The 13,404-nt window shown below is 60.3% G+C and carries 12 protein-coding genes; 6 read left to right on the top strand and 6 right to left on the bottom strand.

The window, feature by feature from the left end; all coding sequences use genetic code 11:
- Positions 1 to 15: 15 nt before the first annotated feature.
- The 5 genes from CKW21_RS11335 to CKW21_RS11355 form a co-directional block, all read right to left on the bottom strand.
- Positions 16 to 1,365, bottom strand: a complete 1,350-nt coding sequence (locus CKW21_RS11335; protein WP_095194042.1) for a gluconate:H+ symporter — start codon at positions 1,363 to 1,365, stop codon at positions 16 to 18.
- Positions 1,366 to 1,551: 186 nt separating this feature from the next.
- Positions 1,552 to 2,997, bottom strand: a complete 1,446-nt coding sequence (locus CKW21_RS11340; protein WP_095194043.1) for a SulP family inorganic anion transporter — start codon at positions 2,995 to 2,997, stop codon at positions 1,552 to 1,554.
- 194 nt (positions 2,998 to 3,191) lie between these two features.
- Entirely contained in the window at positions 3,192 to 4,085 is an 894-nt protein-coding gene (locus tag CKW21_RS11345) for an NAD-dependent epimerase/dehydratase family protein (protein WP_095194044.1), read from the bottom strand.
- 103 nt (positions 4,086 to 4,188) lie between these two features.
- Positions 4,189 to 5,100, bottom strand: a complete 912-nt coding sequence (locus CKW21_RS11350) for a LysR family transcriptional regulator (protein ID WP_095194045.1) — start codon at positions 5,098 to 5,100, stop codon at positions 4,189 to 4,191.
- 181 nt (positions 5,101 to 5,281) lie between these two features.
- Positions 5,282 to 5,872, bottom strand: a complete 591-nt coding sequence (locus CKW21_RS11355) for an NAD(P)H-dependent oxidoreductase (RefSeq protein WP_095194046.1) — start codon at positions 5,870 to 5,872, stop codon at positions 5,282 to 5,284.
- A 163-nt stretch (positions 5,873 to 6,035) separates the two neighbouring features.
- Here CKW21_RS11355 and CKW21_RS11360 point away from each other — a divergent pair, with 163 nt between their 5' ends.
- A complete protein-coding gene (locus tag CKW21_RS11360; RefSeq protein WP_095194047.1) occupies positions 6,036 to 6,350 on the top strand; it encodes a putative quinol monooxygenase in 315 nt (104 codons plus the stop codon).
- Positions 6,351 to 6,367: 17 nt separating this feature from the next.
- On the opposite strand, the gene CKW21_RS11365 is transcribed toward CKW21_RS11360, so the two are convergent.
- On the bottom strand, positions 6,368 to 7,132 hold the full coding sequence (locus CKW21_RS11365) for a sulfite exporter TauE/SafE family protein (protein WP_095194048.1): 765 nt from the start codon (positions 7,130 to 7,132) through the stop codon (positions 6,368 to 6,370).
- A gap of 202 nt (positions 7,133 to 7,334) precedes the next feature.
- Between CKW21_RS11365 and CKW21_RS11370 the strand changes: the two genes are divergently transcribed.
- From CKW21_RS11370 to CKW21_RS11390, 5 genes are all read left to right on the top strand, one after another.
- The gene (locus tag CKW21_RS11370; RefSeq protein ID WP_095194049.1) at positions 7,335 to 8,237 is read left to right on the top strand and encodes a LysR substrate-binding domain-containing protein; all 903 of its coding nucleotides are present in this window, start codon (positions 7,335 to 7,337) and stop codon (positions 8,235 to 8,237) included.
- Between the two features lie 105 nt (positions 8,238 to 8,342).
- Complete coding sequence (locus tag CKW21_RS11375; RefSeq protein WP_095194050.1) at positions 8,343 to 9,746, top strand: amino acid permease; 1,404 nt, start codon at positions 8,343 to 8,345, stop codon at positions 9,744 to 9,746.
- Positions 9,747 to 9,906: 160 nt separating this feature from the next.
- The gene (locus CKW21_RS11380; protein ID WP_077048014.1) at positions 9,907 to 10,257 is read left to right on the top strand and encodes a cupin domain-containing protein; all 351 of its coding nucleotides are present in this window, start codon (positions 9,907 to 9,909) and stop codon (positions 10,255 to 10,257) included.
- A 472-nt stretch (positions 10,258 to 10,729) separates the two neighbouring features.
- Positions 10,730 to 12,130, top strand: a complete 1,401-nt coding sequence (gene gabP / locus CKW21_RS11385) for a GABA permease (RefSeq protein ID WP_095194051.1) — start codon at positions 10,730 to 10,732, stop codon at positions 12,128 to 12,130.
- Positions 12,131 to 12,224: 94 nt separating this feature from the next.
- On the top strand, positions 12,225 to 13,328 hold the full coding sequence (locus CKW21_RS11390; RefSeq protein WP_095194052.1) for a GlxA family transcriptional regulator: 1,104 nt from the start codon (positions 12,225 to 12,227) through the stop codon (positions 13,326 to 13,328).
- The last annotated feature ends 76 nt before the right edge of the window (positions 13,329 to 13,404 follow it).

The following is a 13,404-nucleotide window of genomic DNA, read 5'->3' on the forward strand; positions in this document are numbered from 1 at the left end:
GGCGGGCGGCTCCGGTTAAATCAGGTAAGAAAGGCCGATGGTCAGGCCGAAGGCAACCACCGAAATGATGGTCTCCAGCACGGTCCAGGTCTTGAAGGTCTGGGTGACCGTCATGTTGAAGTATTCCTTGATCAACCAGAAGCCGCCGTCGTTGACGTGGGAAAAAATCACCGAGCCGGCGCCGGTCGCCAGCACCAGCAATTCCGGGTGCGGATAACCCAGGCCAATCGCCACTGGCGCGACCACGCCGGACGCGGTGGTCATGGCTACGGTGGCCGAGCCGGTGGCGATGCGCATCAACGCGGCGAACAGCCAGCCCATCAACAGCGGCGACAGGTGGAATTCGTGAGCCAGGCTGACGATCTGGTCGGTGACGCCGGCGTCCACCAGAATCCGGTTCAGGCCACCACCGGCGCCTACCAGCAAGGTGATGCTGGCAGTCGGCGCCAGGCACTCGTTGGTGAACTTGAGGATCGACTCGCGGTTGAAGCCCTGGGCCAGACCGAGGGTCCAGAAGCTCAGCAAAGTCGCCAGCAGCAGTGCGATCACCGAGTTACCGATGAACAACAGGAACTGGTTGAAACCGGTGCCCGGCGTGGAAATCAGATTGGCCCAGCCGCCGATCAGCATCAGCACCACCGGCAACAGAATGGTCGCCATGGTGATGCCGAAGCCCGGCAGGCTGTCGCGCGGTTCACGTTCGAGGAACTGCCGTTCCAGCGGGTTTTCCGCCGGCAGCTGAATGCGCGGCACGATGTATTTGGCATAGATGGGACCGGCGATGATCGCCGTGGGAATGCCGATCGCAATCGCATAGAGCAAGGTCTGCCCCACCGACGCCTGATACACCTGCACTGCCAACATTGCCGCCGGATGTGGCGGCACCAGCGCATGCACCACCGAAAGCCCGGCAACCATCGGCAAGCCGACCATCAGGATCGACACGCCGACCCGCCGCGCCACCGTGAAGGCAATCGGCACCAGCAACACGAAACCGACCTCGAAAAACAGCGGCAGGCCCACCAGGAAGGCAATGCAAACCATCGCCCAATGCGCGTTCTTTTCACCGAAACGGTCGATCAACGTCCGCGCCACCTGCTCGGCACCGCCGGACTCGGCCATCATCTTGCCGAGCATCGTGCCCAGCGCCACCACCAGCGCGATATGCCCCAGGGTCTTGCCGACCCCGGCCTCATAAGCCCCGACCACTCCGGACGGCGGCATCCCCGCGACCAACGCCAGACCGATGGAAATCAGGGTGATGACAATGAAGGGGTTGAGCCGGTAACGGGCGATCAGAACGATCAGGGCAATGATGGCGATGGCGGCATACACCAGCAGCCAATAGCCGAAGGACAGGGTCATGCGGTACTCCTCGAGAGGGTCACGTCGAAAGTTTTGTGAAACTCTTAAAACATTTCGAGGCGCGATTATCAAACGAGGTGAAAGTAATTTTCGTAGAGAGGTAAGGGATGTCGCTGACGGATATGCGATGTCGCGATTAATGAAAATCGGACCGGCGAATTTTCATCGCCGGAAACGATCGTCCAGTCAGTCGTGATTCACGCTTGCACGCTTGAGCAGCTTTTTGCAGCGCTCGGACAAATGCAGTACCCGCAAGTGTTTGCCGGCTCTGTCGTAGCGCTCGCGCAGGGTCTTGAGCGCGGCAATGGCGGAGTAGTCGACGAAGCTCAAATGACGACAGTCGATGGTCACTACCGACGGGTCGTTGGCGGGATCGAACTGATTGAGGAACGGTGTCGTCGAGGCGAAGAACAGCGTGCCATGCAGGAGATAGAGCTTGCTGCCGTCGGCCTCAAGGTGACTGTCTGCGTAGAGTTCACGGGCCTGTTGCCAGGCGAAATTCAACGCCGCAATGATGATCCCGCAAAGCACCGCAGTGGCCAGGTCGGTGAACACCGTGATCACCGTCACCGCGATGATCACCAGCACATCATTGAGCGGCACCTTGTTGACCACCCGCAGCGAGGCCCAGGCAAAAGTCTGCTGCGACACCACGAACATCACCCCGACCAGCGCCGCCAACGGAATACGCTCGATCAGCGGCGACAGAAACAGGATGAACAGCAGAATCGACACCCCGGCCACCACGCCGGAGACGCGCCCACGTCCGCCAGAGCTGAGGTTGATCATGGTCTGGCCGATCATCGCGCAGCCCCCCATGCCGCCGAATACGCCGGACACCATGTTCGCGGCCCCGAGCGCTACGCACTCGCGATCCGGGTAGCCGCGGCTCTCGGTGATTTCGTCGGTGAGGTTCAGGGTCAACAGGGTTTCCAGCAGGCCGACCATGGCCATCAGGATCGCGTAGGGCGCGATGATGCGCAGGGTTTCAAGGTTCCACGCAATATTCGGCAAGGCAAACGTCGGCAACCCACCGGCAATGTGCGCCATGTCACCCAGGGTGCGGGTTGGCAGGCCCAGTAGATACACCGCCAGCCCCACACTCAGGATCGCCACCAGTGCCGGTGGCACGGCGCGGGTCAGCCGCGGCATCAGATAGACGATGGCCATCGTCAGCAGCACCAACCCGACCATCATGTACAGCGGCGTACCGCTCAGCCAGGTTTCGCCGCTCTTGAAATGCTCCAGTTGCGCCAGGGCAATGACGATCGCCAGACCGTTGACGAAGCCGAGCATCACCGGGTGCGGGACCATGCGCACCAGCTTGCCGAGCTTGAGCAAGCCGAACGCCGACATGATCAACCCGCCCAGCAACACAGTGGCCAGCAAATACTGCACACCGTGCTGCACCACCAATGCGACGATCACGACGGCCATCGACCCGGCGGCCCCGGACACCATGCCCGGGCGACCACCGAACAGCGCGGTGAGAGTGCAAATGATGAACGCGCCATACAGCCCCATCAGCGGATTGAGATGGGCCACCAGCGCGAAGGCGATGCACTCGGGCAGCAGGGCAAAGGACGTAGTGAGACCGGCCAGGGCATCGGCACGCAGGTTTTTTGGTTTCATGGAGGACCGCAGGGAGTAGCGAGAAAGAATGTGCGGATGTTACGGAATCGAGGGCAGCCCGGCCAGCTTATGCGCCATCAGAAATGCCTTCGCGAGCAGGCTCGCTCCCACATTAGACCGCGGACGTCCGAGCAACGCGGTCAACTGTGGGAGCGAGCCTGCTCGCGAAGGCAACAACTCGGTCTAAAGCGAACTCACACCATTTCTTTAAGAATCCACTCCACCACCGAAGTCCGCTTCGGCACCCACCCCAACAATTCCCGCGCATGCTTGCCGCGCACCCGGCTGTTGGAACCCAAACCATAGTTGGCCATTTCATAGCCCCACTCGGCTTCGGCCTCTTTCAGCGGCCAGTCTTGCGGCTCACCCAGGTTCAGCGCCTGCGTCATGGCCGTGGTCATGTCGATGAACGACGCTTCGCCGCTTTCGACGAAGTAAAACGTGCCCGGGATGTTCCTGGTCAGCGCCAGCAGATACAGCGACACCACGTCCTCGATATGCACGTTGGACCAGATGTTCCGGCCGGTGCCAACATGACGCACCACGCCACTCTTGCGCGCCTGTTTCAGCAAGCGCGGCAATTGCACGCTGTCGCGGTTCACACCCAGGCTGTGGCCGTAGATCAGGGTGTTGCAGATGACCGCCGAGTTCACGCCGTCCTTCGCTGCGTCGAGGATCAGGTTGTCGATGGCCACGCGCGCGGCCTTGTCGACGGTCGGCTCCGGCAGGTTGTCTTCGTAGTAGATGACATCACTGGATTTACCGCCCGAGGCATCGCCGACGATGCTCGAACCGCTGGTGTGCAGGAATACTTTGTTGGAGCCGCGCATGGCATTGAGCAGGGCCTCTACCGCACCACGATGGTCGCTGCTGGCGGCATTGATCACGGCGTCGGCGGCACCGGCCTGCTGGGTGAGTAGTGCGCTGTCGTCCAGCGTGCCGATCACTGGCGTGATGCCCAGTGCTTTCAGCTCATCCGCTTGCTCGGTGTTGCGCACCAGGCCGGTGACGCTGTGACCGGCCTTGATCAGGCCCGTGGCGATGGAGCCGCCGATAAAACCGGCAGCGCCGGTAACGAATACGTTCATGGAGTAACTCCCTGCGTGAGTAAGTGATGCAACGAGTATCAGGGAGAGATCCCCGGTGAAAAATGCCCGCCGACCCAATTCACTCTTGCCCTGGGATCACGAATCAGTCCTTGAAGTCCGAGCTCGCATAAAGCGCCAACTTGCCCTGGATGAAATCCAGGAAACACTGGATCCGCAGGGCCAACTGCGAGTTACGGTAGTACACCGCGTTGATGGGCTGGCGATAACCGCTGTTGAACTCGGACAGCAATATTTTCAAGCGCCCGGCACGAATGTCCTCGATGGTCATGTAGTGCGACAGGCTGGCGATGCCCTGGCCTTCCAGCGCCAGGTGGCGGATGGTCTCGCCGCTGGAGGCGCTGAGCGACGCCTGTATCGGCCAGCGATCGCCATGCACGTAGCGCAACGGCCATTGGTTGAGCCCTTCGTTCTGGGTGAAGCCCAGCAGCGTATGCTCGGCCAGATCGGCCACGGCGGTCGGCGTACCGTGTTTTTCCAGGTAGGCCGGGCTGGCGACGATGTGTATCGGACTGCAACCCAGGGAACGGGCGTGCAGGGTCGAATCGGCGAGCGTGCCGATACGGATGGCGATGTCGGTGCTTTGCTCAAGTAGATCGATGATCAGGTCATTGCTGTTGAGTTCGAGCTGGATATCGGGATAGAGCCGCCGAAACTCATCGATGTAGGGCACGATGGCGTGCAGCATGAACGGTGAGGCAGCGTTGATGCGCAAGCGCCCGGACGGCGTTTGCTGACGGGAGGACAAGCGCTCTTCGAGCTCGTCCATCTGATCGAGAATCAGCTTGGCGTGCTCGAAGAAATACTTGCCCTCCTCGGTGAGATCCATGCGCCGAGTGGTGCGGTTGATCAACGTCGTATCGAGCTTGGCCTCCAGCCGCGACAGTGTCCGGCTGACCGCCGACGGCGTTTGACCGACCTGCTCGGCCGCCGCGGAAATCGATCCGCACTCAATCACGCAGACGAAGATCTGCAACTCATCGGATCTGGCTTTCACGTGTGTCCCTTTATCGAATGCATGCTTATTGTGGCGAGGGAGCTCGCTCCCGCTGGACCGCGAAGCGGTCCCAATATCAGCCAACTGGTGCATCAGGCAAACCGCATGCGCAGCCGAGCGGGAGCAAGCTCCCTCGCCACAGAAACGGCGCCAGACCCAGATAATCGATAGTAGCCGAGCGTTACACCTTAAGGCCAAACACCTCAGTCAAATGCTGCTCATAACGCACCACATCGCCTTCGATGTTCGGGCTCTTCATCACATCCACACAGAGGAATGTCGGCAAGCCCGTCATGCCAAGGAACTCGTTGGCCTTATGGAACGGGAAGTACACCGCGTCCACGCCCTTGGCTTCGAAGAAGTCGGCCGGGTCATCGAAGGCTTGCTGCGGTGCGTTCCAGGTCAGCGACAACATGTACTGCTTGCCCTGAATCAGGCCGCCGCTGCCGTACTTCTGCGACGCATCGGAACGGGTGCGGCCATCGCTGGCGTAGAGACTGCCGTGACCCTCGGTGAACACTTCGTCGATGTACTTCTTGACGGTCCACGGCGCGCCCATCCACCAGCCTGGCATCTGGTAAATGATCACGTCGGCCCAGAGGAATTTGGCGACTTCTTCAGCGACGTCGTAGCCCTCGTCGATGAAGGTGGTTTTGATATCCATGCCGCCACGATCCAGCACGCTCAATGCCGCTTCGTGCAGGGTGGCGTTGTAGCGACCGTCGGAGTGAGCGAATTTTTTGCCGCCATTGAGCAACAGAACTTTTTTCATGGGTGGGTCTCGGGAAGGTCAGAAATTGATGGCGGCAGAATAGCGACGGGCTTCGCGCGGAATAAGCGCGCCTTTCGCAAAATTCATTTGACCTAGACGCACGAATCGCCAGTCGATTGTTGCCTTAGACTTGGCGCCAGTTCTGTCCCGAGGAGACAATTTCATGAGTGAAATGCAAGGTTTCATCCTGCACGCCAAGACCCGTCCGGAAAAATCCGATGCTTTCGAAGCTTTTTTCAGCCGCCATGTGGAAGCGAGCCGTGCCGAACCCGGCTGCATCGAGTACCACATGCTGCGCGACAAACAGGACCCGAGCCTGTTTATCTTCTACGAGATCTGGCAGTCCCAGGCCCACCTGGATGTGCACTCGAACCTGCCACACATGAAGCAGTTTCTTGATCAGCGCGATGAGTACCTGGAACGGGATTTCGAGATCCGCGCCATCGAAATGATCAGCCCCCCATCCAATAGCCGCTAGCTGCTAGCTGCTAGCTGCTAGCTGCTGATCAGCAAATGGCCGCCGAGTAATCCCAGGCCAACGAAGAACACACGTTTGAACAACAGGGCGCTGATCCGCTGGCGCAGCCACTGCCCCAGCCACATGCCGAGCACCGCCGGGATCAGCGCCAGCAGCGATGCACTCAACTCGCCACCGCCGAGGGCGCCGCGCCATAACAGTCCGCCAGCCAGGGCCAGGGTCGAGACGGTGAATGACAGGCCCAGCGCCTGCACCAGCTCATCCTTGCTCAAACCCAGCGCTTGCAGATACGGCACGGCCGGAATCACGAACACGCCGGTGGCCGAGGTGATCACGCCCGTCAGCCCCCCGCACAACGGACCGAGCCAAGGTTCGCTGCGTCCGCCGACGCGCAGGGCAGGCAGGAACAACCCACTCAACGCATAGAGCAACAAGGCCGCGCCCAGACCTCGCACCACCCAATGCCCGCCGGCCATGCCGATCCACAGCGTGCCCGCCCCCGTGCCGATGAAGATCGCCAGCAACATCGGCCACAGCCGTTTGATCAACCCGAGCAGATGCCCACCAAATGCCAGTTGCCAGACGTTGGTCAGCGTCGCCGGGATGATCAGCAATGCGGCAGCCTGCGACGGCGCCATAGCCAGACCGAGCAAGCCCATGGCGATGGTCGGCAACCCCAAGCCGATCACCCCCTTGATCATGCCGGCCAGCAAGAAGGTGGCGATGACCAGCAGTGAAAGGGCAAGGCCGAGATTTTGGTAGAACGAGGCGAGTGTATTCATGGGGCTATCGTGAGCCCGGATTGGCCGGTTGGAAATCTGCCATATACTGAGGGTGCCTCTTCCCCAGCAAGAGGCTGAAGTGTGGGTGGAGGCTACTGACACCTTCGCGAGCCTGCTCGCTCCCACATTTGAAATGCGTTCCCCTGTGGGAGCGAGCCTGCTCGCGAATATCGCCCACACAAGACATCTCCAAGGGCTGCCAATGCACTTTGACCTCACCGACCTGCGCCTCTACCTGAACATCCTCGACACCGGCAACATCACCGCCGGCGCCGCCCGTAGTCATTTGTCCCTGGCAGCCGCCAGCGCACGCATCCGCGCGATGGAGGCCTCGTCTAGCATTGATTTTCTGGAGCGCGGCCGCCGCGGGGTGACCCCCACACCTGCGGGAAAAGCCCTGGCACAACACGCCCGCACCCTGCTGCAACACGCCGAGCGCATGCAGCAGGACCTGGCCGAATACGCCAACGGCGTCAAAGGCCAGGTGCGATTGCTGTGCAACACCACGGCGATCACCGAATACCTGCCGGAGTTGCTCGCCGACTTCCTGCGTGATCACCCCAACCTCGACATCGACTTGCAGGAACTGCCCAGTACACGCATCACCCACGCCCTGCGCCAAGGCGCTGCAGACCTGGGAATCGTCTCCGATGCGGTGGACACCCACACCCTCGACACCCTGCCCTTTCGTGACGATCCGCTGGTGCTGATCATGCCGCCCGGGCATCCCTTGGCGGGTAGCGAACCACCGAGTTTCAGCGACACGTTGCGGCACCACTACGTCGGTCTGACCGCCAACAGCGCCTTGGCGGTGTATCTGGAGGAGCAGGCTTTGCACACAGGGATGCGCATGCAAATCCGCATCCGCGCCGAAGGCTTCGACGCGGTGATGCGCATGGTCGCGCACGGTGCCGGACTGGGGATTGTGCCGCTGGCGGCCCTCCAGCGCCGGACCGTGGCTCAACGGCTGAAAAGCTTCGCGCTGAAGGAGCCATGGGCGCAGCGAAAACTGCTGCTGTGCGCACGCTCATTCGAGCATTTGCCCGGCTATGCCAGAGCCTTGTTCGAAGTGTTGCGTAGCGCAAATCGCCGTGAAAATCCTTGAAAATCACCGTTTGGCCCTACGCATGGCTGTATAACGAAGAGGTGACCCGGAGTAATATTCGCCCTTTGAAATCAGGCCTGGCCACAACAACCAGAAGGGAACCAGATGGCGGATGAAATCTTGCAACAGGGGACGCTCAAGCGGGGGCTGAAAAATCGTCATATTCAGCTGATCGCCTTGGGTGGAGCCATTGGTACAGGACTGTTCCTGGGCTCGGCCGGGGTGCTCAAGTCCGCTGGACCGTCGATGATCCTCGGCTACGCGATTGCCGGGTTTATCGCGTTCCTGATCATGCGCCAGCTCGGTGAAATGATTGTCGAAGAGCCGGTGGCCGGCTCCTTCAGTCACTTTGCCCACAACTACTGGGGCGGTTTCGCCGGTTTCCTGTCCGGCTGGAACTACTGGGTGCTCTATGTGCTGGTGGGCATGGCCGAGCTGACCGCCGTCGGCAAGTACGTACAGTTCTGGTGGCCGGAGGTGCCGACCTGGGTCAGCGCCGCGGTGTTCTTCGTGCTGGTCAACCTGATCAATACGCTGAACGTCAAAGTCTTCGGTGAAATGGAGTTCTGGTTCGCGATCATCAAAGTCGTGGCCATCATCGGCATGATCGTCCTGGGTTGCTACCTGCTGATCAGCGGCACCGGCGGCCCGCAAGCCTCGGTGAGCAACCTGTGGGACCACGGCGGATTCTTCCCCAATGGCTACAGCGGTCTGCTGATGGCGATGGCGTTCATCATGTTCTCCTTCGGTGGCCTGGAGCTGGTCGGCATCACCGCCGCTGAAGCCAGCGAGCCGCGCAAGGTCATTCCCAAAGCCATCAACCAAGTGGTTTACCGGGTGCTGATCTTTTACGTCGGCGCGCTGACCGTGCTGCTGTCGCTGTATCCATGGGACCAACTGCTGCAGACACTGGGCGCGTCGGGCGATGCCTACAGCGGCAGCCCGTTCGTGCAGATTTTCGCCCTGATCGGCAGCGACACGGCCGCACAAATCCTCAACTTCGTGGTGCTCACCGCGGCGCTGTCGGTCTACAACAGCGGCGTCTACTGCAACAGCCGCATGCTCTACGGCCTGGCCGAGCAAGGCGATGCACCCAAGGTATTGATGAAACTGAACAAGCAGGGCGTGCCGTTGCTGGCACTGGGCGTATCGGCGCTGATCACCATGCTGGCCGTGCTGGTCAACTACGTCGCGCCGCAGGAAGCGTTAGAGCTGCTGTTCGCCCTGGTAGTCGCGTCCCTGATGATCAACTGGGCGCTGATCAGCCTGACGCACCTGAGGTTCCGCAAGGCCATGGGTCAACGCGGCATCGTGCCAGGCTTCAAGGCCTTCTGGTCGCCGTACACCAACTACCTGTGCCTGGCGTTCATGGCCGTGATCATCTGCGTCATCTGGATGATTCCGCCAGTACGCGCCTCGGTGTACGCGATGCCGGTGTGGGTGTTGGTGATCTACGGTTGCTACCGGTTGCGCATGGCCAGACATCGAAACCTGCCAGTGGCTCAGTAACCCCGCCCAATAAAACGCCCCGGCATTTGCCGGGGCGTTTTTCATGGGGTACACAGATCACCGAGCGCTTCTGGATACCTCAATGTCGAGCACAGACAACTCGGACTGCGCCAAGCCCGTCAGGATGCGCCTTCAGTTCTCTCCAACGCCCGGAGTCATCATGACCGCTAACGCACCGATTACCGTACTTCGCGACACCCACCCGCTGCCCGTACTCGACGCCTGCAAATGGGAGAAACTCGAAGGCGACCCGCACACCGTCAACCTCAACGCCTACACCAGCGAAGACGGCAGCAAGATCATGGGCACCTGGATCTGCACGCCGGGCAAGTGGTACGTGGAATACGTGAAGTGGGAATACTGCGATTTCCGCGAGGGGTACTGCATCATCACCCCTGAGGGCAAGGAACCGATCCATCTGCGTGCCGGCGATATTTTCGTCATCGAACCAGGGATGAAAGGCACCTGGGAAGTGGTGGAAACCGTGCGCAAGTACTTTGTGTTTGCCTGATCCTTGCGCAAAACGACACTCGGTTACAAAAGCGACACCCGCAACGAGTCGTTACCCAAGTAACGACTCGTTGCGTAATACGCCCTCCCTAAACGCACTTACATCCCCTCCCGAACACTCCCTCCACGCTCGAAACACCCGTTCTATACGCTTCGCCGCTGCATCGACAGAACGCTCGAAAAAACACGGTGATTGCTTTTTGCCACTCTGTGACCCGTTGGTATTCATAACGAACGCAAAGCTTGCCCGTGTCGATTTCAGACACCGAGGTGGCGCAATCAGGAAACTGGATTGTCGGACAAGCCGGGTAAGGTGGCGCTGCTTTTCACCGATATAACCACATCGCGATGATGGGTTTGACCAAAACGGCAGCGTCTGGAGGGCGCAGCGTTCAGAAAGGGCATCCGGCAACCGTGACAATCACTGCCCCCCATCAGCACGCTCAAATGTCGTTCACCAGAGAAAAAAAATAATGATTAGCCCGACCTCCAAGGATTCCAGTGGCCAATTGGCGCAGGGCTTCAAGCCTCGTCACGTCACCATGTTGTCTATCGCCGGGATTATCGGCGCCGGTTTGTTCGTAGGTTCGGGGCATGCCATTGCGGCCGCTGGCCCCGCCGTATTGCTGGCCTATCTGTTCTCGGGCCTGCTGGTCGTTCTGGTCATGCGCATGCTCGGTGAAATGGCGGTGGCCAATCCCGACACAGGTTCGTTCTCCACCTATGCCGACCAGGCCATCGGCCGCTGGGCGGGATTCACTATCGGTTGGCTCTATTGGTGGTTCTGGGTGCTGGTGATCCCTATCGAAGCGCTGGCCGCAGGCCATGTGCTGAACCAGTGGTTTCCCCAGCTCGATGCATGGCTGTTCGCCCTGCTATCGATCATTGCGTTGGTGATCACCAACCTGTTCAGTGTCTCCAAGTACGGCGAATTCGAATTCTGGTTCGCCATGGCCAAGGTCGTGGCAATCATTGGTTTCATCAGCGTGGGTTTCGCGGTGCTGATGGGCTGGATTCCCGATCGGGAAGTCAGTGGCTTGAGCGGCCTGATGGCCGAACACGGCGGGTTCGCGCCCAATGGCCTGTCGGCGGTCGTGGGCGCCTTCATCACCATCATGTTCAGCTTCATCGGTACCGAGGCGGTGACCATCGCCGCCGCCGAATCCGACAACCCGTCGCAGAACATTGCCAAGGCCACGCGTTCGGTGATCTGGCGCATCGGCGTGTTTTATCTGTTGTCGATTTTCGTGGTCATCTCCGTGGTGCCCTGGAACGATCCGCTGCTGGCCTCGGTCGGTTCCTACCAGCGAGCGCTGGAAATCATGAACATCCCCCACGCCAAGTTCATGGTGGACGTGGTCGTGCTGATCGCGGTGGCCAGCTGCATGAACTCTTCGATCTATATCGCCTCGCGCATGCTGTACTCACTGGGGCGTCGTGGCGATGCGCCGAAAGCGCTGAAGGCGACCTCCTCCGAAGGCGTGCCACGGGCGGCGGTCATCGCCAGTACGGTGTTGGGGGCGGCGATTACCGTCTGGAGCTACTTCATGCCCGCCGGGTTGTTTGAATTCCTGCTGGCCAGCTCCGGCGCGATTGCCTTGCTGGTGTACCTGGCCATCGCGGTATCGCAGTTGCGCATGCGCCGGATGCTGCGTCGACAGAACGTCGAACTGGCCTTTCGCATGTGGTTGTTTCCATGGCTGACGTGGCTGGTGATCGCGTTCATTTGCGCTGCGCTGGCCGTGATGATGATCTCCCCGCAACACCGTACCGAAGTGTCGACGACCATTGGCCTGGCACTGGCGATTTCCTTTATCGGCCTGGTCACGTCGCGTCACCCTGCACAGCCTGCAAGGGCGACATCCGTGGGATAACGCAAGAGAGAAACCGGTTGCGCACACCAGGGTCACGGCGCTCGACGCTACCGTGCCTCTGGCCGTCATCGCTCTTCGTGAGGACACGACCACGATGTCATCAAGGTCCCCCCTGCTGGACGGCAAACCGACCCGATGCGTCGGTTTTCTGCTCCTGGATCAATTCACCCTGATTTCCCTGTCCTGCGCCGTGGAGCCATTGCGCATGGCCAATCAGTTGTCGGGGCAGGAGCTATATCGCTGGCATACATTCAGCCCCGGTGGTCACCCCGTCTGGGCGAGTGACGGCGTGCCGATCACCCCGGATGCTTCCTGGGACGAGCCCTGGGTGGCAGACACTGTGATCGTCTGCGGTGGCGTAGGCATCCAGAGCGTGGTCACCCGCGAGCACATCACCTGGCTCAAAGCCCTGGCGCGCCAATCCCGGCGCCTGGGGGGTATATGCACCGGTAGTTGGGCACTGGCCAAAGCCGGCCTGCTCGACGGATACGAGTGCAGTGTGCATTGGGAATTTCTGGCGGCCATGCAGGAAGCTTTTCCGCGGGTCAGCATGAGCGCGAGCCTGTTTACCCTCGACCGCAACCGGTTCACCAGCTCCGGTGGGACGGCACCCATGGACATGATGCTGCATCTGATCGGTCGCGATCATGGCCGAGCGTTGTCGGCGGCCATTTCGGAGATGTTTGTCTACGAGCGCATACGCAACGAGCGGGACCATCAACGCATACCGCTCAAGCACGTGTTGGGCACGCATCAGCCCAAGCTGCAAGAAATCGTCGCGTTGATGGAGGCCAACCTCGAGGAACCGATCGACCTGGATAACCTGGCCGATTATGTGGATCTGTCACGTCGACAGTTGGAGCGGCTATTCCAGAAATACCTGAACTGCACGCCATCACGTTACTACCTCAGATTGCGTCTGATCCGGGCTCGGCAACTGCTCAAGCAAACGTCGATGTCGCTCATTGAACTGGCGACGGTCTGCGGTTTCGTGTCCACGCCGCATTTTTCCAAATGCTATCGCGAATACTTCGGCGTTCCACCGAGCGATGAGCGTGCCGGCTTGGAAATGAGTCGCAAGCCGGCAACGCTTGTGGTTGCTCAACAGCCTTTGCCCAGGCCAGTGACAGTGCTCGACCAGGCGCGAAACGAGTCGACATTTGCCAGCGTGCGGATGCCTGATCGAACCCGACCGTGATCTTTCAGGCATAAAAAGCCGGGAGATCACCCGACGTGATGTCCCGGTAAATGTCGATGCGCACATACCGCACCCT

It is taken from the genome of Pseudomonas sp. Irchel 3A7, from assembly GCF_900187565.1.
Classification (GTDB): Bacteria; Pseudomonadota; Gammaproteobacteria; order Pseudomonadales; family Pseudomonadaceae; genus Aquipseudomonas.

Excerpts from the sequence above, each read along its gene's own strand:
- CKW21_RS11365 (WP_095194048.1), bottom strand. The coding sequence starts at position 7,132 with ATGAATACACTCGCCTCGTTCTACCAAAATCTCGGCCTTGCCCTTTCA.
- CKW21_RS11335 (WP_095194042.1), bottom strand. The coding sequence starts at position 1,365 with ATGACCCTGTCCTTCGGCTATTGGCTGCTGGTGTATGCCGCCATCGCC.
- CKW21_RS11370 (WP_095194049.1), top strand. The coding sequence starts at position 7,335 with ATGCACTTTGACCTCACCGACCTGCGCCTCTACCTGAACATCCTCGAC.
- CKW21_RS11355 (WP_095194046.1), bottom strand. The coding sequence starts at position 5,872 with ATGAAAAAAGTTCTGTTGCTCAATGGCGGCAAAAAATTCGCTCACTCC.
- CKW21_RS11360 (WP_095194047.1), top strand. The coding sequence starts at position 6,036 with ATGAGTGAAATGCAAGGTTTCATCCTGCACGCCAAGACCCGTCCGGAA.
- CKW21_RS11380 (WP_077048014.1), top strand. The coding sequence starts at position 9,907 with ATGACCGCTAACGCACCGATTACCGTACTTCGCGACACCCACCCGCTG.
- CKW21_RS11345 (WP_095194044.1), bottom strand. The coding sequence starts at position 4,085 with ATGAACGTATTCGTTACCGGCGCTGCCGGTTTTATCGGCGGCTCCATC.
- CKW21_RS11390 (WP_095194052.1), top strand. The coding sequence starts at position 12,225 with ATGTCATCAAGGTCCCCCCTGCTGGACGGCAAACCGACCCGATGCGTC.
- CKW21_RS11375 (WP_095194050.1), top strand. The coding sequence starts at position 8,343 with ATGGCGGATGAAATCTTGCAACAGGGGACGCTCAAGCGGGGGCTGAAA.
- CKW21_RS11340 (WP_095194043.1), bottom strand. The coding sequence starts at position 2,997 with ATGAAACCAAAAAACCTGCGTGCCGATGCCCTGGCCGGTCTCACTACG.
- gabP (WP_095194051.1), top strand. The coding sequence starts at position 10,730 with ATGATTAGCCCGACCTCCAAGGATTCCAGTGGCCAATTGGCGCAGGGC.